Annotated in this window: 16 protein-coding genes; 6 read left to right on the top strand and 10 right to left on the bottom strand. The window is 67.0% G+C overall.

All coding sequences use genetic code 11. The features are described from left to right. Window positions 1–36: 36 nt before the first annotated feature. The 9 genes from FHP25_RS21650 to FHP25_RS21610 all read right to left on the bottom strand — a co-directional run bounded on the left by FHP25_RS21650 (window position 37) and on the right by FHP25_RS21610 (window position 10982). Window positions 37–1203, bottom strand: a complete 1167-nt coding sequence (locus tag FHP25_RS21650) for an ABC transporter substrate-binding protein (RefSeq protein WP_178133684.1) — start codon at window positions 1201–1203, stop codon at window positions 37–39. Between the two features lie 164 nt (window positions 1204–1367). Next, window positions 1368–2531: an ABC transporter substrate-binding protein gene (locus FHP25_RS21645; protein ID WP_147849050.1), complete on the bottom strand. Its 1164-nt coding sequence runs from the start codon at window positions 2529–2531 to the stop codon at window positions 1368–1370. Window positions 2532–2643: 112 nt separating this feature from the next. After that, complete coding sequence (locus tag FHP25_RS21640) at window positions 2644–3807, bottom strand: ABC transporter substrate-binding protein (RefSeq protein ID WP_147849049.1); 1164 nt, start codon at window positions 3805–3807, stop codon at window positions 2644–2646. A gap of 113 nt (window positions 3808–3920) precedes the next feature. Then, window positions 3921–5084 carry an ABC transporter substrate-binding protein gene (locus FHP25_RS21635; protein ID WP_178133683.1) on the bottom strand — a complete coding sequence of 388 codons (1164 nt, stop codon included), beginning with the start codon at window positions 5082–5084 and terminating at the stop codon, window positions 3921–3923. 181 nt (window positions 5085–5265) lie between these two features. Continuing rightward, window positions 5266–7116 (bottom strand): AMP-dependent synthetase/ligase, encoded by a 1851-nt coding sequence (locus tag FHP25_RS21630; RefSeq protein ID WP_147849047.1) that lies wholly within the window; start codon window positions 7114–7116, stop codon window positions 5266–5268. Between the two features lie 321 nt (window positions 7117–7437). Beyond that, window positions 7438–8211, bottom strand: a complete 774-nt coding sequence (locus FHP25_RS21625; protein ID WP_147849046.1) for an ABC transporter ATP-binding protein — start codon at window positions 8209–8211, stop codon at window positions 7438–7440. Window positions 8212–8218: 7 nt separating this feature from the next. Continuing rightward, on the bottom strand, window positions 8219–8977 hold the full coding sequence (locus FHP25_RS21620; protein WP_147849045.1) for an ABC transporter ATP-binding protein: 759 nt from the start codon (window positions 8975–8977) through the stop codon (window positions 8219–8221). Further along, complete coding sequence (locus tag FHP25_RS21615; RefSeq protein ID WP_147849044.1) at window positions 8974–10116, bottom strand: branched-chain amino acid ABC transporter permease; 1143 nt, start codon at window positions 10114–10116, stop codon at window positions 8974–8976. The genes FHP25_RS21620 and FHP25_RS21615 overlap by 4 nt, the downstream gene beginning before the upstream one ends. 11 nt (window positions 10117–10127) lie before the next feature. After that, a complete protein-coding gene (locus FHP25_RS21610) occupies window positions 10128–10982 on the bottom strand; it encodes a branched-chain amino acid ABC transporter permease (RefSeq protein ID WP_218578497.1) in 855 nt (284 codons plus the stop codon). A 375-nt stretch (window positions 10983–11357) separates the two neighbouring features. On the opposite strand from FHP25_RS21610, the gene FHP25_RS21605 reads away from it, so the two are divergent. From FHP25_RS21605 to FHP25_RS21580, 6 genes are all read left to right on the top strand, one after another. Further along, window positions 11358–11882 carry a PaaI family thioesterase gene (locus FHP25_RS21605; RefSeq protein ID WP_147849042.1) on the top strand — a complete coding sequence of 175 codons (525 nt, stop codon included), beginning with the start codon at window positions 11358–11360 and terminating at the stop codon, window positions 11880–11882. Further along, the gene (locus FHP25_RS21600; protein WP_218578496.1) at window positions 11879–12319 is read left to right on the top strand and encodes a PaaI family thioesterase; all 441 of its coding nucleotides are present in this window, start codon (window positions 11879–11881) and stop codon (window positions 12317–12319) included. Before FHP25_RS21605 ends, FHP25_RS21600 begins: the two co-directional genes overlap by 4 nt. Window positions 12320–12400: 81 nt before the next feature. Beyond that, window positions 12401–13135 (top strand): transglutaminase-like domain-containing protein, encoded by a 735-nt coding sequence (locus FHP25_RS21595; protein ID WP_218578495.1) that lies wholly within the window; start codon window positions 12401–12403, stop codon window positions 13133–13135. A 68-nt stretch (window positions 13136–13203) separates the two neighbouring features. After that, the gene (locus tag FHP25_RS21590) at window positions 13204–14472 is read left to right on the top strand and encodes a multidrug effflux MFS transporter (protein ID WP_147849041.1); all 1269 of its coding nucleotides are present in this window, start codon (window positions 13204–13206) and stop codon (window positions 14470–14472) included. A gap of 110 nt (window positions 14473–14582) precedes the next feature. Continuing rightward, entirely contained in the window at window positions 14583–15500 is a 918-nt protein-coding gene (locus FHP25_RS21585; RefSeq protein ID WP_147849040.1) for an SDR family NAD(P)-dependent oxidoreductase, read from the top strand. Between the two features lie 117 nt (window positions 15501–15617). After that, window positions 15618–16535, top strand: coding sequence for an SDR family NAD(P)-dependent oxidoreductase (locus FHP25_RS21580; protein WP_147849039.1), 918 nt, complete (start codon window positions 15618–15620; stop codon window positions 16533–16535). A gap of 17 nt (window positions 16536–16552) precedes the next feature. Here FHP25_RS21580 and FHP25_RS21575 read toward each other — a convergent pair whose 3' ends face one another. Further along, window positions 16553–19045 (bottom strand): PAS-domain containing protein, encoded by a 2493-nt coding sequence (locus FHP25_RS21575; RefSeq protein ID WP_147849038.1) that lies wholly within the window; start codon window positions 19043–19045, stop codon window positions 16553–16555. Between the last annotated feature and the right edge of the window lie 38 nt (window positions 19046–19083).

The raw sequence follows: 19083 nt of genomic DNA, 5'->3' as shown, positions 1-19083 counted from the left end.
AGGAAGGGACCCATTGCGCAGCGCAATGGAAGATGATCAGAAGCCGAGCGGCTGGGTGACGCGGGTCCAGCGGCCGCCCTTGACCTCGGCCAGGAACGATGAGTTGGCGCCCTGGCGGGTCTGCGGGCCGAAGTTGATCTCGGGACCGTGGAAGATGTCCTTGTAGCCCTTGATCGCTTCCATGCCCTTGATGAAGCTGTCCAGCGTCAGATCGGCGCCGGCATTCTTGAGCCCTGTCACCGTGAGGTCGGCGCCGACATAGCCGTAGACGGCGCCGATGTTGGGATCGATGTTGAACTTCTTCTTGTAGCGCTCCACGAACTCGCGCACTGAAGCGACATCGCTGTCGGGATAGGGCATCTCGGTCAGGCCCATGGCGTAGAAGCCGTCCATGCCCTGCGCGGCGCCGACCACGGAATCATAGGCCGCCGCCGAGCCCACGAACACGACGTCGGTCCAGCCCATCTTGCGTGCCGTCACGTAAGGCACGATCGTGTCACGCACGATGGTGCCCATCATGATCAGGTCGCAGCCGGCCTGGCGCAGCTTGGTGATGGGGGCGGTGAAGTCCTGGTCGGTGGGCTTGTGGGCCGTGGTCTCGACCAGCTTGATGCCGAGCTTCTTGGCCTGCAGCTCGGCGCCTTCCAGGATCTCCTTGCCGAAATCGGTGTCCTGGTACATCACGCAGACCGCCTTCTTGCCCTTCTCCTTCACGAAGTGGTTTATGCCGGAGCGGATCTGGTCGACATAGGTCGCCGCGTTGTAGAACTTCAGCCGGTTGAAGGGCTCGAACATCGAGCGCGCGGCAGTGAGCGGGAAGAGGTTGGGCACCTCGGCGGCGAACTGGTCCTTGAAGCAGGCGTTGTTCATCGGAGTGCCCAGCGCCGCCACGAAGGCGAAGACCTTGTCGCGGTTGATCAGCTTGTTGCAGGCCTGCACGGCCTTGGGCACCTGGTAGCCGTTGTCCTCGACGATGAAGCGGATCTTGCGGTCGAAGATGCCGCCCGTGTCGTTGATCTCGTCGAAGCGCATCTTGGCGGCATTGGTCGACGACACGCCGTAGGTGGCGGCGACGCCCGACAGGTCGCTGTGCGAGCCCAGCAGGATTTCGGTCTTGGTCACACCACGCGTCTGCGCCGACGCACCCGTTGCCACGACCGCCATCAGTCCGGCCGCCGCGACCATCACTAGCCTCGGTTTCATTCCTCTGATCCTCCCGTTTGACACAGCCCTTCGTGGGTCTTGCCAACCCCTATCGAGGGCTGATGCGGGCATGATAGCGCAGCCTGCGACCAAACGTCTCGTGTCCCATCCAGGGTGGTGCTCGGCGGTTCGCGCAGCGAAAATGACCGCAGCGTCGTTCGGGATCAGAATCCGAGCGGCTGAGTGACACGGGTCCAGCGGCCACCCTTGACCTCGGCCAGGAACGATGAGTCGGCGCCCTTGCGGATCTGTGGACCGAAGCTGATCTCGGGACTGTTGAAGATATCCTTGTAGCCCTTGATGGCTTCCAGGCCGCCGATGAAGCTGTCGAGCGTGAGGTCGGGGCCAGCGTTCTTCAGTCCCGTCGCCGCCAGGTCGGCGATGATGTAGCCATAGACGGCGCCGATATTGGGATCGACGTTGAACCGCTGCTTGTAGCGCTCCGCGAACGCGCGGATGGCCGGCACCGGGCTGTCGGGATAGGGCATCTCGGTGATGCCCATGGCGTAGAAGCCGTCCATGCCCTGGGCGGCGCCGACCACGCCGTCATAGGCCGCGGAGGAGCCCACGAAGTCGACATCGGTCCATCCCAGCTTGCGGGCCGTGACATAGGGCACGATCGAGTCGCGCACGATGGTGCCCATCAGGATCAGGTCGCAGCCGGCCTGGCGCAGCCTGGTGATCGGAGCGGTGAAGTCCTGGTCGGTGGGCTTGTGGGCTGCGGCCTCGACCAGCTTGATGTTGAGCTTCTTCGCCTGCAGCTCGGCGCCGTCGATGATCTCCTTGCCGAAGTCGGTGTCCTGGTACATCACGCAGACGGCCTTCTTGCCTCTTTCCGTCACGAAGTAGTTCACGGCCGACCGGATCTGGTCGGTGTAGGTCGCGGCGCTGTAGAACTTCAGGCGGTTGAAGGGCTCGTACATCGAACGCGCGGCCGAAAGTGGGAAGAGGTTGGGCACCTCGGCGGCGAACTGGTCCTTGAAGCAGGCGTTGTTCATCGGCGTGCCCAGGGCGCCCAGGAACGCGAAGACCTTGTCGCGATTGATCAGCTTGTTGCAGGCCTGCACGGCCTTGGGCACCTGGTAGCCGTTGTCCTCGACGATGAGGCGGACCTTGCGGCCGTTGATGCCGTCCGCCTCGTTGATCTCGTCGAAGCGCATCCGGGCGGCATTGGACGACGTCACGCCGTAGGTGGCGGCGACGCCCGACAGGTCGGTGTGCATGCCCAGCACGATCTCGGCCTTGGTCACGCCGCGCGTCTGCGCCGAGGCGTCGGCCGCCATGGCCATCGCTGCAGCGACGGCGATCATTGCGATTCTGCGATGCATGTCTCGCGTCCTCCCAGGCTGAAGCGGGGAGGGTAGTCCGCCGGGCGCAAAAAGGCGACGGCCCGGGCGGTTGCCCGCCCGGGCCGTGCCGGATGCCGTGCGTGCGGCGGGATCAGAAACCGAGCGGTTCGGTCACGCGGGTCCAGCGGCCGCCCTTCACGACGGCGAGGAAGGAGGAGTTCGCGCCCTGCCGGATCTGCGGTCCGAAACTCACCTCGGGGCCGTTGAAGATGTCCTTGTATCCCTTGATCGCCTCCATGCCCTTGACGAAGCTGTCGAGCGTCAGGTCGGCGCCGGCATTCTTCAGCCCGGCCACGGTGAGGTCGGCACCGACGTAGCCGTAGACCGCGCCGATGTTGGGATCGACATTGAACTTCTTCTTGTAGCGCTCGACGAAGTCGCGGACTGCGGGGACGGTGCTGTCGGGATAGGGCATCTCGGTCAGGCCCATGGCGTGGAAGCCATCCATGCCCTGGGCGGCGCCGACGACCGAATCATAGGCCGCCGCCGAGCCGACGAAATCGACATCGGTCCAGCCCGTCTTGCGGGCGGTGATGTAGGGCACGATCGAGTCGCGCACGATGGTGCCCATGACGATGAGATCGCAGCCGGCCTGGCGCAGCTTGGTGATGGGGGCGGTGAAATCCTGGTCGGTGGGCTTGTGGGACGTCGTCTCGACCAGCTTGATGCCCAGCTTCTTGGCTTGCAGCTCGGCGCCCTCCAGGAACTCCTTGCCGGCGTCGGTGTCCTGGTACATGACGCAGACCGCCTTCTTGCCCTTCTCCTTCACGAAATAGTTGACGGCCGAACGAAGCTGATCGACGTAGGTCGCCGCGTTATAGAACTTCAGGCGATGAAAGGGCTCGAACATCGAGCGCGCGGCGGTGAGCGGGAAGAGGTTGGGCACCTCGGCGGCGAGCTGGTCCTTGAAGCAGGCGTTGTTCATGGGCGTGCCCAGGGCACCCACGAAGGCGAATACCTTGTCGCGGTTGATGAGCTTGTTGCAGGCCTGCACGGCCTTGGGCACCTGGTAGCCCTGGTCCTCGATGAGGAAGCGCAGCTTGCGGCCGTGGATGCCACCAGCCTCGTTGATCTCGTCGAAGCGCATCTTGACCGCGTTGGACGACGACACGCCGTAGGTCGCCGCCACGCCCGACAGGTCGGTGTGCGTGCCGAGCGTCACCTCGGTCTTGGTCACGCCACGCGTCTGCGCCGCGGCGCTCGTCGCGACGACCATCACGGTAGCCGCGGCGATCATGGACAGTCTGCAATGCATGTTTCTCTTTCCTCCCCAACGTTGAACCCGGGACGATAATGCACTCGCTGGACAAAAGCGACGGCCCGGGCGGTTGCCCGCTCGGGCCGTGCCGGATGCCGTGCGTGAGGCGGTCAGAAGCCGAGCGGCTGGGTGGCGCGAGTCCAGCGGCCGCCCTTGACCTCGGCCAGGAACGACGAGTTGGCGCCCTGGCGGCTCTGCGGGGTGAAGCTGACCTCGGGGCCGTTGAAGATGTCCTTGTAGCCCTTGATCGCTTCCATGCCCTTGATGAAGCTGTCCAGCGTCAGGTCGGCGCCGGCATTCTTGAGCCCGGTGACGGTGAGGTCGGCGGCGACGTAGCCGTAGACGGCGCCGATGTTGGGATCGATGTTGAACTTCTTCTTGTAGCGTTCCACGAACTCGCGCACTGCCGGGACCTCGCTGTCGGCGTAGGCCATCTCGGTCAGGCCCATGGCGTAGAAGCCGTCCATGCCCTGCGCGGCGCCGACCACGGAATCATAGGCCGCCGCCGAGCCCACGAACACGACGTCGGTCCAGCCCATCTTGCGCGCCGTCACGTAGGGGATGATCGAGTCGCGCACGATGGTGCCCATCAGGACCAGGTCGCAGCCGGCCTGGCGCAGCTTGGTGATGGGGGCGGTGAAGTCCTGGTCGGTGGGCTTGTGGGCCGTGGTCTCGACCAGCTTGATGCCGAGCTTCTTGGCCTGCAGCTCGGCGCCTTCCAGGATCTCCTTGCCGTAGTCGGTATCCTGGTACATCACGCAGACCGCCTTCTTGCCCTTCTCCTTCACGAAGTAGTTCATGCCGGAGCGGATCTGGTCGACGTAGGAGGCCGCGCCGTAGAACTTCAGGCGATGGAACGGCTCGTACATCGAGCGCGCCGCGGTGAGCGGGAAGAGGTTGGGCACCTCGGCGGCGAACTGGTCCTTGAAGCAGGCGTTGTTCATCGGAGTGCCGACTGCCGCCACGAAGGCGAAGACCTTGTCGCGGTTGATCAGCTTGTTGCAGGCCTGCACGGCCTTGGGCACCTGGTAGCCGTTGTCCTCGATGAGGAAGCGGATCTTGCGGCCGTTGATGCCGCCCGCCTCGTTGATCTCGTCGAAACGCATCTTGGCTGCGTTGGACGACGACACGCCGTACGTGGCGGCGACGCCCGACAGGTCGCTATGCGTGCCCAGCACGATCTCGGTCTTGCTCACGCCACGCGTCTGCGCCGACGCACCCGTTGCCACGGCCGCCAGCGCCGCAGCCACCACCCATACTACCTTCTGACCCATCACCCGTTTCCTTCCTTCCACCATCGGCCCCTCGCGGGCCTTTCACGTCAATTCCGAGCCTTGCTGTCATCGCGGGCCTTGCGTCATCCCGAGCGCAGCGAGGGATCTCCCGCGAGCCCAGTCTTCGTCTTCGGGAGATCCCTCGCTGCGCTCGGGATGACGGAGGGGGATCGAGAACGATCTACGCCGCCTCGGCGTACATGCCGTCGATCATCGTCTTGTACTTCTCGTTCACGAACTTGCGCTTGAGCTTCATGGTCGGCGTGACCTCGTCGTCCTCGGCTGTGAGCTGCTGCTCGATCAGGCGGAACTTCTTGATCGTCTCGACGCGCGCGAAGTTGGCGTTGACCCTCTCGATCTCGGCCCAGATCAGGTCCTGCACCGACCGGGTGCGGCACAGCGAGGTGAAATCCGTGAACGGCACGTTGTTGTCCTGGGCGTACTTGGCCACGTTGTCGTAGTCGATCATGACCAGGCAGGTCAGGAACTTGCGGCGGTCGCCCACGACGACGGCGTCGGAGATATAGGGCGAGAACTTGAGCTGGTTCTCGATCTCCGAGGGCGTGATGTTCTTGCCACCGGCCGTGATGATGATGTCCTTCATCCGGTCGGTGATCTTCAGGTAGCCCTCGTTGTCGAGGAAGCCGACGTCGCCGGTATGCAGCCAGCCGTCGCGCAGGGTCTCGGCCGTCTTCTCCGGCTGGTTGAGGTAGCCCATGAACACATGCGGCCCGCGCAGCAGGATCTCGCCTTCGGGTGAGATCCTGACCTCGGTGTTGGGCGCCGTGGTGCCCACCGTGCCCGGCTTGATCTGCGCCGGCATGCCGGTGGCCAGGCCGCAATTCTCGGTCTGACCGTAGCCCTCGCGCAAGTCGATGCCCAGCGCCCGGTACCATTTGATGAGGTCGGGCGCGATCGGCGCCGCGCCGGTGACGGCGAAGGCCACGCGGTGCATGCCCATGCTGCGCTTGATGTTGTCCAGCACCAGGAAGTCGGCGAGCCGGAACATCAGCTTCTGGCCGGAGGAGGGCTGGCGCCCGTCGAGCTCCGCTTCCGCCACCTTCAGGCCGACGCCGACAGCCCAGGCATAGGCCTTGCGCCCGATCCAGGTCGCTTCCCGCATGCGGATGGTGATGCCGGAGTAGAAGCGCTCCCAGATGCGCGGCACGGCGAAGAACGTGGTCGGCGACACCTCGCGCAGGTTCTCCGGCACCGTGTCGGGGCTTTCGGCGAAGTTCGCGATGGCGCCGGTGCGCAGCGGCAGGAACGCCGTGAAGGTGCGCTCCGCGACGTGGCACAGCGGCAGGAAGGCCAGCTGCTCCTCGTTGTCGCGCACCGGGAAGAACGCATCGGCGTTGCGCAGCTGGAAGATCACGTTGCGGTGAGACAGCATGGCGCCCTTGGGCGGGCCCGTGGTGCCGGACGTGTAGACCAGCAGCGCCAGCGTCTCGGGCCGGGAGCCGGCGATGCGCTCCTCCCACAGGCCGGGCCGGGCTGCATCGTGCTCGCGGCCCAGCGCCAGCAGCTCGTCGAACGGCATCACGTCCGGATCGCTGAACGTCGACAGGCCTTCCATGTCGAAGATGAAGGCCTTGCGCACCAGCGGGCAGCGCGCCCGCACCTCCAGCCACTTGTCGAGCTGCTCCTCGTTCTCGACGAACAGGAAGCGCGAGCGGCTGTCGTTGATGATGTACTCGACCTGCTTGGCGGCATCGGTGGGATAGATGCCGTTGGCGACACCGCCGGCACCCATGGTGCCCATATCGGCATAGAGCCATTCGGGGATCGTCTCGGCCAGGATCGACACGACCTCGCCGGGCTCCAGCCCGAGCTTGGCCAGGCCGATGCCGGTCCAGCGCGCACGCTGCCCGTAGTCGCGCCAGCTCGTCGCGCGCCAGATGCCGAGGTCCTTCTCGCGGAAGGCGACCCGGCTGTCGCGCGCCTTCACCTGGTGCCAGAACAGCTTGGGGATGGTGTCGCAGCCCTCGACCTCGATGCGCTCGAGCGAACCCGCACTGACTTCGCCATCCATGGCTTGCGGCCTCCCTATATCTGTTGCTTCTTCTCTTGCCTGACGCACCTAGGTACACCGGGGCAGGCTCCGATACCACCCTTCCTCCCGTGACGGCGGGGGGAAGGTTCCCGAAAACCATATGAGGGGCTTTCTGGCCTGCCGACCATGCTCACGCGCAAACCGCAGGTGGCCGGAGCGCCACGGAGCAGCGCCTTCACCTCGCGAAGCCCCTCATCGCCGGTGTTTCGACGCCAGCGCAGACACCGTGTTCGTGCCACCTTCTTCCCGTCTTGGCGTGGAGAGGGGCCCGAAAGGTGCGGTTCGATCCGCTGGGGGCGGCTAGCGCCATGTCTTGCGCTTCTTCCAACGCCGCTGGCCGCGCGCGCCCTGGTCCTTGATGCCGAGATAGAACTCCTTGATGTCGTCCTTCTCCATCAGCCGGGCACAGGTGTCGGCCATCACGATGCGGCCGACCTCCAGCACGTAGCCGTAGTCGGCCACCTTCAGCGCCATGTTGGCGTTCTGCTCGACCAGCAGGATGGTCACGCCGCGCTCGCGGTTGATGCGCGTGACGATGTCGAAGATCTCCAGCACCAGCTTGGGCGACAGGCCCAGCGACGGCTCGTCCAGCAGCATGACCTTGGGCCGCGCCATCAGCGCCCGGCTGATGGCCAGCATCTGCTGCTCGCCGCCCGACAGCGAGCCCGCCCGCTGGTCGGCGCGCTCCTTCAGCACCGGGAAGTAGCCGAAGACGGTGCTCATGTCCTGGGCGACGCCGTCGGGGTCCCGGCGCGTGTAGGCGCCCATGCGCAGGTTCTCGCGCACGGTCAGGAACGGGAAAACCTCGCGGCCCTCCGGCACGTGGCTGATGCCCAGCCGCATGACCTTGTCGGGGTCCGTGCGCTGGATCTCGCGGCCTTCGAAGGCGACGCTGCCCTTCTGCGGGTCCATCACGCCGCAGATGGTCTTCAGCACTGTCGTCTTGCCGGCGCCGTTGGCGCCCAGGATGGTGACGATGCCGCCTTGCGGCACGTCGAAGGAGACCCCGCGGATGGCCATGATCGGCCCGTAGTAGGTCTCGATGTTGCTGACCTTCAGGATCGGCTCGGCCATGACGCTCCTAGCCTCCGAGATAGGCGCGCACCACCTCGGGGTGGGACTGCACCTCCTGTGGCGAGCCCTGGGCCAGCGGCCGGCCGTAGTTCAGCGCCAGCACCCGGTCGGACACCGCCGAGACCAGCTTCATGTCGTGCTCGACCATGAGCACCGTGATGCCCAGCAGGTTCTTGATGTCCTGGATCCAGAACGCCATGTCCTCGGTCTCCTCGACGTTGAGGCCGGAGGAGGGCTCGTCCAGCAGCAGCAGCTTGGGGTTGGTGCAGAGCGCGCGCGCCAGCTCGGTCACCTTGCGCACGCCGTACGGCAGGTTGACGATCAGGCTCTCGCGGTATTGCTGCAGATCGAGGAAATCGATCACCTTCTCCACGGCCTCGCGGTGCTCGACCTCCATGCGCCGCACCGAGGGCAGGAAGAGGAGCTCGGAGAAGAAGCTCGACTGCTTGTGGGCATGGCGTGCCAGCAGCAGGTTCTGCAGCAGGCTGGCGTGCTCGAACAGCTCGATGTTCTGGAACGTGCGCGCAATGCCGAGCTTGGCGACGCGGTGCGGCGGCACGTGGGTGATGTCGTTGCCCTCGAACACGAGGCGGCCGCCGCTGGGCTCGTAGATGCGGCTGACGAGGTTGAAGATCGTCGTCTTGCCGGCGCCGTTGGGGCCGATGATGGTGAAGACCGAGCCTTTGTCGACGTCGAAGCTGACCCCGTCGACGGCCTTGATGCCGCCGAAGTTGATGGAGAGCTGGTCGACCTTGAAGAAGCTCACCGCAGCCGCTCCGATCGCATGTAGGTCTTCTGGCGCTTGAAGGTGGCGCGCTTATACATCGGGAAGGTCGAGAAATAGACCCGGATCTTCATCCAGCGGCCATACATCCCCAGCGGCTCCAGCAGGATCACCAGCACCAGGATCAGCCCGAAGATGCCGGCCTCGACACCGGGCTTGCGCAGGAAGGCGCCGACGCCCTCGCCGATGGCGCCGAACAGCGACAGGCCGGTGGCGCCGGCGACGCTCGACAGGGTGGCCGGGATCGAGTCGCGCAGGATGGCGATCACCGGCGGCAGCAGGGCCACGAAGATGGCGCCGAAGACGGCGCCATGCAGCGAGCCCAGGCCGCCCACGATCACCAGCAGCAGCAGCTGGATCGACAGCAGTATGGTGAAGATGTCCGGCGCCAGGTAGGCGATCTTGTGCGCGAACAGAGCGCCGGCCAGGCCCATCAGCGCCGCCGAGTAGGCGAAGGCCATGGACTTGTAGATGGCGATGTTGACGCCCATCGACTGGGCCGCGATCTCGCTGTCGCGGATCGCCACCCAGGCCCGCCCGGTGGGCGCGCGCAGCAGGTTGCGCGTCAGCCACAGGCTCACCACCAGGAAGAACAGGCAGAGATAGTAGAACGCGGTGTCGTGGGCGAACGAGACGCCGAAGATCACCGGCTTCTCGACCGGCATGCCGGCGAAGCCGTGCGTCACCGACTCCCAGCGGCTGAAGACTTCCTGGATGATGGTCGCGAAGGCGAGCGTCGCGATGGCGAGGTAGATGCCCGACATGCGCAGCGCCGGCAGGCCGACGATGATGCCGCAGGCCGTGGTGATCACCACCGCCAGCGCCACGGCCGCGACCCAGGGCACGCCGTGCTTGATGAAGAAGGCATGGGCATAGGCGCCGATGCCCAGGAAGGCTGCATGTCCCAGCGAGATCAGCCCGGTGTAGCCCACCAGCACCATCAGCGAGACGCCGCAGATGGCGTAGATGAAGACCCAGGTCGTCTCGCCGACATAGTACTCGGACATCACCACCGGCAGCAGCGCCACCGCGGCCGCCAGCAGGACGTACCAGAAGGCGTCCATGCGGTCGCGGAAGAGCTGGATGTCCTGCGCGTAGGACGTCTTGAACACGAACCGCATCGTGGGCGCCCCTACACTTTCTTGCGGCCGAGCGTGCCGAACAGGCCCTGCGGCCGCACCGCCAGCATCAGCAGCAGCACGATATAGGGAGCCGTGTCCTTGAAGCCCTCCGGCAGGGTGGCGCCGGCGTAGAGCTCGATCAGGCCGATGATGATGCCGCCGACCAGGGCGCCGGGGATCGAGCCGAAGCCGCCCAGCACCGCCGCGGCGAAGGCCTTGAGCGCGACCGCGAGCCCCATGTTGATGTCGATCAGCGTCACCGGCGCCAGCAGGATGCCCGCCACGGTCGCGACACCGGCCGAGATCGCCCAGATCAGCGAGAAGATCAGCTTGACCGGGATGCCCATATAGTAGGCAGCCAGCTGGTTCTGCGACGTCGCCTGCATGGCGACGCCGATGCGGGTATGGGTGAAGAAGCCGTACAGCGCGCCGCACAGCACCAGTGTGCCGGCGACGATCGACAGGTACTGGTGGCTCAGCGTGACGCCGCCCACGGTCCACACGCCGGAGAACGGCGTCGGTAGGGTGTAGATCTCCGAGCCCCAGGTGACGCTGGCGAAGGTGCGGAACATCGCGCCCAGGCCGATCGTGAGCATCACCACGGCGAATTGCGGCTGGCCGATCACCCGGCGCAGCACGGTGGCGTCGAGCAGGGCGCCGAAGACCGCGATCACCACCACCGCGATCGCGAAGCCCACCCAATAGTCGAGCCCCCACCACACGACCGCCATGTAGGCGACGAAGGCGCCCAGCATCAGCAGGTCGCCCTGGGCGAAGTTGACCAGCTCGGTGGCCTTGTAGATCAGCACGAACCCGAGCGCGACCAAGCCGTAGATGCAGCCGACCGCGAGCCCGTTCAGCGTCAATTGCAGGAAGGTAGCCAGCGTACGCCCCCCGTTTCCATCCCATGTCCTGCGGATCTTGCGTCCGCTGCGTTCTTATGAACGTGGGTTCATAAACCAAGAAGCCACGTGTGCTGTCAATACGTAATACTGCGTATGACTGAACTGTCATCGCGATCGTCGGGCGCAGCGAGCGCGAGACCAGCGTGATGTCGATCGGCGGCCGTGCGCGGCCGACCGTGAAAGACCTTGCGACCCGGCGGACGGGGCTGTAAACGCCCCGCTCTCGCGGACGGGCCGGCCATGCCGGCCCGTTGTGTTTTCCACGGGACCCACGCGACTTCGCACCGGTCCTGTCGTAGAGTGCCGTTGCGGCGCAAGGGTGGGGCCAGTCACCGCATGGGCGATGAAAGCAGACACAAGACCATCTTCGAGGTCGTGCCGGGCGACAAGCTCGAGCTCTTCCAGAAGTGGTTCTCCGACACCATTCCGCACAACAAGGCGCTGGGGCTGGTGGTGACGGCGGTCCGCAAGGGCGGCGCCACCATGCGGCTCGACTGGCAACCGCACCTGGTCGGCAATCCCGAGACCGGCGTGCTGCATGGCGGCGCCATCACGGCAATGCTGGATTCCTGCAGCGGCATGGCGGTGGCCACCGTGCTGACCAAGGCGCAGCCTTTCGCGACCCTGGACCTGCGCATCGACTATGTGCATCCCGCCACGCCGGGCCAGCCGGTGCTGGCCGAGGCCGAGTGCTACCGCCTGACCAGCAACGTCGCCTTCACCCGGGCCGTGGCGCATCACGGCGATCCCAAGGATCCCATCGCCGCGTCGGCCGGCACCTTCATGCTGGGCACCAAGGGCAAGGCCGCCGTGGGCCCGCATGCCGTGCGCGTCGCCGCCGAGAAGGGGAGGGGGGCGTGAACCTGCTCGACCGCCTGCATGCGGCGCGCAAGGCCGGCGACGTGTCGCGCCTGGGCGAGGCCATCCCCTACGCTCGCTGGATGAACATGGCGCCCGAGAACACCACCGGCGAGCTGCTGACGCGCATGCGCTATCACCCGCAGCTGATCGGCAACACGCACCTGCCGGCGCTGCACGGCGGCACCATCGGCGCCCTGCTCGAGACGGCCGCCATCTTCCACCTGCTGTGGGAAATGGACAACGCCGCTCTGCCGCGCATCATCAACATCACCGTCGACTACCTGCGCTCGGGCCGCCCCGTCGACACCCTGGCGCGCGCCGCCTTCACCAAGCTGGGCCGCCGGGTGGCCAGCGTCGCGGTCGAGGCCTGGCAGGAGGACCGCTCCAAGCCGGTGGGCGCCGCCCAGATCCATTTCCTGGTCACGCCGGTGAAGTGATGCCGGGACGCGCCGCACCGCAAGGCGGCCGCGCGCGGCGGCTTGCTTGACGGGCGCGCCGCTGCTTGCCATGTGCTGTCCATGACTGCTCCCGATCTACGCACCTTCGAGACCGACGGCACCGTGATGGACGGCGCCGCGTTCGAGGACTACCGCCGTCCCGGCGCGCTGGTCGACAGCGACCACCCCGCGGTCGTGGCCTTCGCGCGCGACGCGGCCGGCGCGGCCACCGACCCCGTCGATGTCGCGGTGCGGATCTATTTCGCCGTGCGCGACGGCCTGCGCTACGACCCGTACGGCACGCCGCTGCGCCGCGATGCCTATGTCGCCAGCACCTGCCTGCAGGCGCGCCACGGCTACTGCGTCAACAAGGCCGGCCTGATGGCGGCCGCCTGCCGCGCCCGCGGCATCCCCGCCCGCCTGGGCTACGCCGACGTACGCAACCACATGACGACCAGGCGGCTGTCGGAATGGATGGGCTCGGACGTCTTCTACTTCCACGGCTACACCGACGTCTGGCTGAACGGGCGCTGGGTGAAGGCGACCCCGGCCTTCAACAAGGAGCTCACCGACAAGTTCCGCCTCAAGCCGCTCGACTGGGACGGCAGCGCGGACTCGATCTACCATCCCTTCGATCTCGAAGGCCGCCGGCATATGGAGTATCTGGCGTATCGCGGGGTCTATGCCGACATCCCGTTCGACACCCTGAACGCCGCGTTCCGGCAATACTATCCCAAGATGTACCGCCACGACGGCGGCGCCGCGCTGGGCGGCGATTTCGCAGCCGAAGGTGCCGCCGAGGCTGCCAGCCGGTGAGCGCGAGCGACGCCGCTGACCTTCTCCCCGCCTCGGCGGGGAGAAGGAAACCCGCCTGAGGCGATCGCGTGCAGATCGCTCCCCGTTCGGTCGGCTATGTCGTGCTGCTGGTGGCGCTGAGCTCATTCGGCCCGCTCACCATGAGCATCTACACGCCGGTGATGCCGCTGATCGGCGGCGCGCTGGGCGCCAGCCCCGATGCTGTCAAGCTGACCCTGACCAGCTACATGCTGGGCTTTGCCATCGGCCAGCTGTTCTATGGGCCGCTCAGCGACCGCTTCGGCCGCCGGCCCGTGCTGCTGGGCGGGCTGCTGTTCTTCGTTGCCACCACGATCGGCTGCATCTATGCCCACAGCATCGCGAACCTGATCGCGCAGCGCTTCTTCCAGGGCGTCGGCGCCTGCGCCGGCGTGGTGATCGGCCGGGCGCTGGCGCGCGACGTCTACGAGTACCGCGACATGCCGCGGGTCATGGGCTGGATCTCGCTGGCGCTCAATATCGCGCCCGCGATCGCGCCCTCGGTCGGCGGCTATCTCGGCGAGCGCTTCGGCTGGAGCGCCACGTTCTGGGTGCTGGCCGTGTTCTCGTCGGTGCTGTTCGTGGTGACGACGCTGGGCCTGCCCGAGACCAACAAGCACCGCAGCGCCGCCATCGACCTGGTGTCGCTGCTGCGCGGCAGCGGCGCGATGCTGCGCGACCGGCTGTTCCTGGGCTACGTGCTGACCATGGGTTTCTCGTTCGCGATCAATTTCGGGATGATCGCCGGCACGCCCTTCATCCTGCAGGACAGCCTGGGCTTCACGCCGCGCGAGTTCGGCCTGCTGGTGCTGATATCCGTCAGTGGCTTCACGGCCGGCGGCATCTGCAACCAGATGCTGATCGGCCGCGTGGCGCCGCCGCACATCCTGCAGGGCGCCACGACCTGCCATCTCGTGGCGCTGACCGTCATGGCGGTGCCGGCCTATTTCAGCACGCTGGCCTGGTGGTCGATCGTCGTGCCGCATGCGCTGCTGTCGTTCGGCTCGGGCATGGTGGTGCCCACCGCCAGCGCCGGCGCCATCGGCCTGCATCCCAAGCTGGCGGGCACGGCCTCGTCGCTGTTCGGCCTGGCGCAGATGGGCATCGGCGCCTTCGGCACCGTCGTGGTGGCGGTGCTCACGGGCTGGGCCGGGCACAGCGCCGGCATCCCGATGGTGGGCGAATGGGCCGGCTGCCGCACCGTCGCCTGCGGCGTGCCCATGCCGCTGGTGATCGGGCTGGCGCCGTTCGCGATCAGCGGCGCGCTCAGCGCCTGGATGCTGCGCCGGGTTTCGCGCCGCGAAGCCGCGGGGCCGTGACGTCGCGCCACCGTCCCGCTTCGAGGAACGTATGCCGAAATGGCAATGCTGCCGGGCCGGCCATGGGCTAGAACGCAGGGGATACCCACGACCCCGACACGGAGGACGCGATGGCGAACATGCTGAAGGACAAGGTGGTTCTGGTGACCGGCGCCGGCGGCGGCATCGGCCGCGAGATGGCGCTGCTGTGCGCCCAGGAGGGCGCCAAGGTCGTGGTCAACGATCTCGGCGGCGCGGTCGACGGCGAGGGCACGGGCAGCCAGACGCCGGCGGCCAAGGTCTGCGACGAGATCAAGGCGGCGGGCGGCATCGCCATCCCCAACTACGGCAGCGTCGCCGATCCGGCGGCGGCCGAGGCGATGATCAAGCAGGCGGTGGAGAATTTCGGCCGCATCGACGGCGTGATCAACAACGCCGGCATCCTGCGCGACCGCATCTTCCACCGCATGAGCCACCTCGACTGGAAGCAGGTGATCGACGTGCATCTGCACGGCGCGTTCAACACCTCGCGGGCGGCGGCGAACTACTTCAAGGAGCAGAAGTCGGGCGCCTTCGTGCACTTCACGTCGACATCGGGCCTGGTGGGCAATTTCGGGCAGGCGAACTACGCGGCGGCGAAGATGGGCATCATCGGCCTGTCGCGGTCGATCGCGCTGGACATGAAGGCGTTCAACGTGCGCTCGAACTGCATCTCGCCGTTCGCCTGGACGCGCATGATCGGCACCATCCCCTCGGATACGCCCGAGCAGCAGGCGCGCCTGGACAAGATCAAGCGCATGACGCCGGCCAAGATCGCGCCGCTGGCGGCCTATCTGCTGTCGGATGCGGCCGACGGCGTGACGTCGCAGATCTTCGGCGTGCGCATGAACGAGATCATGCTGTTCAGCGCCAACCGTCCGGTGCGTTCGGTGCACATGTCGGACGGCTGGACGCCGCAGAGCATCGCCGAGACGGCGATCCCGGCGATGAAGCCGCATTTCATCAGCCTCGACCGCTCGGGCGAGTACTTCTCCTGGGATCCGGTCTGATCGCGGGCGTATCGACGGCAACGGCAGTGTCTTCCTTCTCCCCGCTGCCTGCGGGGAGAAGGGTGGAAAATCACCGCAGTGGGGGAGTTCTCGAGGTCGTAGCGCAGGGAGGGTTCGATGGCAGGGATGCTGAAGGACAAGGTGGTGCTGGTGACCGGCGCCGGCGGTGGCATCGGCCGCGAGATGGCGCTGCTGTGTGCCCGGGAAGGCGCCAAGGTCGTGGTCAACGATCTCGGCGGCGCGGTCGACGGCGAGGGCGGCGGCAGCCAGGCGCCGGCGCAGAAGGTCTGTGACGAGATCAAGGCCGCGGGTGGCATCGCCATCCCCGACTACGGCAGCGTCGCCGATCCGGCGGCGGCCGAGGCGATGATCAAGCAGGCGGTGGAGAATTTCGGCCGCATCGACGGCGTGATCAACAACGCCGGCATCCTGCGCGACCGCATCTTCCACCGCATGAGCCATCTCGACTGGAAGCAGGTGATCGACGTGCATCTGCACGGCGCGTTCAACACCTCGCGGGCGGCGGCGAACTACTTCAAGGAGCAGAAGTCGGGCGCCTTCGTGCACTTCACGTCGACGTCGGGCCTGGTGGGCAATTTCGGGCAGGCGAACTATGCGGCGGCGAAGATGGGCATCGTCGGCCTGTCGCGGTCGATCGCGCTGGACATGAAGGCGTTCAACGTGCGCTCGAACTGCGTCTCGCCGTTCGCCTGGACGCGCATGATCGGCACCATCCCGGCCGACACGCCGCAGCAGGTGGCGCGGCTGGAGCGGTCCAAGCGCATGACACCGGCCAAGATCGCGCCGATGGCGGTGTACCTGCTGTCCGACGCGGCCGACGGCGTGACGTCGCAGATCTTCGGCGTGCGCATGAACGAGATCCTGCTGTTCAGCGCCAATCGTCCGGTGCGTTCGGTGCACATGTCGGACGGCTGGACGCCGCAGAGCATCGCCGAGACGGCGATCCCGGCGATGCGGCCGCACTTCATCAGCCTCGACCGTTCGCCTGAATACTTCACCTGGGATCCGATCTGAGGCCGGCCATCGGCTTGCTACCGGCCGATCTCCGACAGGGCGCGGCGCAGCTCGGCGGCCAGCGGACCCAGCCCGTCCTGGCCGCGCGCGCGGTCGCCGGCCTTGCCGGCGCGCTCCAGCCCCGCCGCGGCCTCGCCAACGCCGCCGGCGCCGACGGCCAGCGCCGCACCCTTCAGCCGGTGCGCCGCCAATGCCATGGTCGCGAAGTCGCCTGTGCGCAAGGCGGCGCTGATCTCGCGTTCGGCCCCGAGAGCGGTGTCCCGGAACTTCGACAGCAGCGCCGCGATGGCGGCGCGGTCGTCACCCAGCCAAGCCTCCAGCACGGCGCGATCGATCGCCGGCGTGGCAATGCGCGCAGACTGCCCTTGGGCATCGCTCTGCGTGTCGAGGGCATCCATCGGCAGCCAGCGTTCCAGCGCCGCCCGCAGCCGGTCGATGGTCACGGGCTTGGCCAGGTAGGCGTCCATGCCCGCCGCCATGCAGCGCTCCTCCTCGCCGCGCAACGCGTTGGCGGTGACCGCCACCAGCGGCGTGCGTGCGATCCCGCCGTCGCGCTCGGCAGCGCGGATGCGGCCTGCCAGCTCGTAGCCGTCCATCTGCGGCATGTGGATGTCGGCCAGCACCGCAGCGTAGCGGCCGGGCTGCCAGGCGGCCAGCGCCTCGGCCCCGTCCGCGGCCCTGTCGGCATCGATGCCCAGCAGGTCGAGCTGCCGCGCCAGCACCTCGCGGTTGATCGGATGGTCGTCGACCACCAGGACCTTGGAGCGCTGGCGCACCGCGGCGCCAGGGCGCGCTGCGGCCGGGCCTGTATCGGCCTGGCGCAGGGCTCTGAAAGGTGATTCCGCCGGCGCGATCCCGAGATTCAGGCTGACCGCGAAGGTCGAGCCGGCGCCCGGCGCGCTCTGGACGGTCACGTCGCCGTGCATGAGCTGCGCCAGCCGACGCACGATGGACAGGCCCAGGCCGGTGCCGCCGAAGCGCCGGGTCGTCGAGCTGTCCGCCTGGGCGAAGGGCTGGAACAGGCCGGCGCGCTGGACGTCGTCCAGGCCGATGCCGGTATCGATGACCGCCAGCGTCACGCGGGCACGGCCGCCACCGGCCGGAACCGTTGCGGCGCGCACCCTGATCCCGCCGCGCTCGGTGAACTTCACGGCATTGCCCATCAGGTTGAACAGGATCTGCCGCACGCGTGTGGGATCGCCGATCAGCGCATCGGCGGAGCCGGGGTCGATGTCGAGGTCGAGCGACAGGCTCTTGGCGGCGGTCTGCGGCCGGAACGTGCTGCCTACGCTCTCGATCATGCCCGATAAGGAGAAGGCCGTCGCCTCCAGCTCGAGTCGGCCGGCTTCGATCTTGGAGAAATCGAGCACGTCGTCGATGATGCGCAGCAGCGACTGCGCCGAATCGCGCATCGTGGCGACGGTGGCGCGCTGTGCCGCGTTCAGGCCCTGCCGTTCGAGCACCTCCATCATGCCCATCACGCCGTTCATCGGCGTCCTGATCTCATGACTCATGGTGGCCAGGAACGTCGACTTCGCCTGGTTGGCGGCCTCGGCCTCCCTGCGCGCCGATTCGGCGGCATCGCGTTCGCGTGCCAGCTCGTCCTCGCGCCGCTTCAGCTCGGTGATGTCGCGGTGCATGGTCACCCAGCCTCCGGGCGTCGGCCGGTAGATGATCTCGATATACTGGCCTTTGGACGTGCGGCGTGTGTCCTGCGCGCCTGCCGGGGAGAAGGATCTCGCGACCCTCTCCTCGATGAGGCGATCCAGGTCTTGTGGCGTCGTGGCGCCGAAATCACCGCGCTCGGCCTGGAACCGCAGGATGTCGCGCAGATGCGGCTGGCCTGCCATGAGCGAATGAGGAAAGTCATGGAACGATGCCATGCGGTCGTTGATATAGACGCACCGCCCGTCGTGGTCGAACAGGGCGACGCCATCGGTCATGTTGGTGAGGATCGTCTCGAGCATGCCGCGCGTCCGCTCGGCCTCGGCGCGCGCCGCCTCGGCCGCTTCCTCGCTCTGTTTCAGCTCCGTCAGGTCGCGGTGCAGCGACAGGATCCTGCCGTCGCGCAGCCGCAGGCCGCGGATCTCGAGATAGCGGCCATGCGGCGTGCGATGATAGTGGGGCTCGCCTGACGTCCGCATCCAGGTCGTCCAGCGCCGTACGTCCGCTTCAATATCCGTTACCGGCCCCAGATCGCCGCGCGTGATCAGGAACCGCATGATGTCGTCGATGGTCCGGCTGGCTTCGGCGACCTCGGGCGGGATGTCGTGCACTGCCGCCATCGCACGGTTGGCGAACAGGAAGCGGCCTTCGGGGCTGTACAGAGCGACACCGTCGAGCATGCTGGCGAACACCTTGCGCATCAGGTCGCGCGCGCTCTCGACCTCGGCCTTGGCGGCCGCCAGCTCGCGCTCGCGGTGCTTCAGCTCGGAAACGGCGGCGAGCAGCTCGTGATCAGCGGCTGTGGTCGGCGCCAGGGTGTCGGCCTGCGGGTTCGTTTCTGACATCTCTGCAGATTTCCCCTCGCGATCGTTCCGCCACAGCG

Origin of the sequence: Vineibacter terrae (genome assembly GCF_008039615.1) — a bacterium.
Taxonomy (GTDB): Bacteria; Pseudomonadota; Alphaproteobacteria; order Reyranellales; family Reyranellaceae; genus Vineibacter; species Vineibacter terrae.
Note: the sequence above shows the minus strand (reverse complement) of the source record. Positions and strands in the feature narration are given on the sequence as shown.

Coding starts and splice junctions, on each gene's coding strand:
- FHP25_RS21630 (WP_147849047.1), bottom strand. CDS start 7,116: ATGGATGGCGAAGTCAGTGCGGGTTCGCTCGAGCGCATCGAGGTCGAG.
- FHP25_RS21650 (WP_178133684.1), bottom strand. CDS start 1,203: ATGAAACCGAGGCTAGTGATGGTCGCGGCGGCCGGACTGATGGCGGTC.
- FHP25_RS21645 (WP_147849050.1), bottom strand. CDS start 2,531: ATGCATCGCAGAATCGCAATGATCGCCGTCGCTGCAGCGATGGCCATG.
- FHP25_RS21585 (WP_147849040.1), top strand. CDS start 14,583: ATGGCGAACATGCTGAAGGACAAGGTGGTTCTGGTGACCGGCGCCGGC.
- FHP25_RS21605 (WP_147849042.1), top strand. CDS start 11,358: ATGGGCGATGAAAGCAGACACAAGACCATCTTCGAGGTCGTGCCGGGC.
- FHP25_RS21615 (WP_147849044.1), bottom strand. CDS start 10,116: ATGCGGTTCGTGTTCAAGACGTCCTACGCGCAGGACATCCAGCTCTTC.
- FHP25_RS21595 (WP_218578495.1), top strand. CDS start 12,401: ATGACTGCTCCCGATCTACGCACCTTCGAGACCGACGGCACCGTGATG.
- FHP25_RS21640 (WP_147849049.1), bottom strand. CDS start 3,807: ATGCATTGCAGACTGTCCATGATCGCCGCGGCTACCGTGATGGTCGTC.
- FHP25_RS21625 (WP_147849046.1), bottom strand. CDS start 8,211: ATGGCCGAGCCGATCCTGAAGGTCAGCAACATCGAGACCTACTACGGG.
- FHP25_RS21575 (WP_147849038.1), bottom strand. CDS start 19,045: ATGTCAGAAACGAACCCGCAGGCCGACACCCTGGCGCCGACCACAGCC.
- FHP25_RS21635 (WP_178133683.1), bottom strand. CDS start 5,084: ATGGGTCAGAAGGTAGTATGGGTGGTGGCTGCGGCGCTGGCGGCCGTG.
- FHP25_RS21580 (WP_147849039.1), top strand. CDS start 15,618: ATGGCAGGGATGCTGAAGGACAAGGTGGTGCTGGTGACCGGCGCCGGC.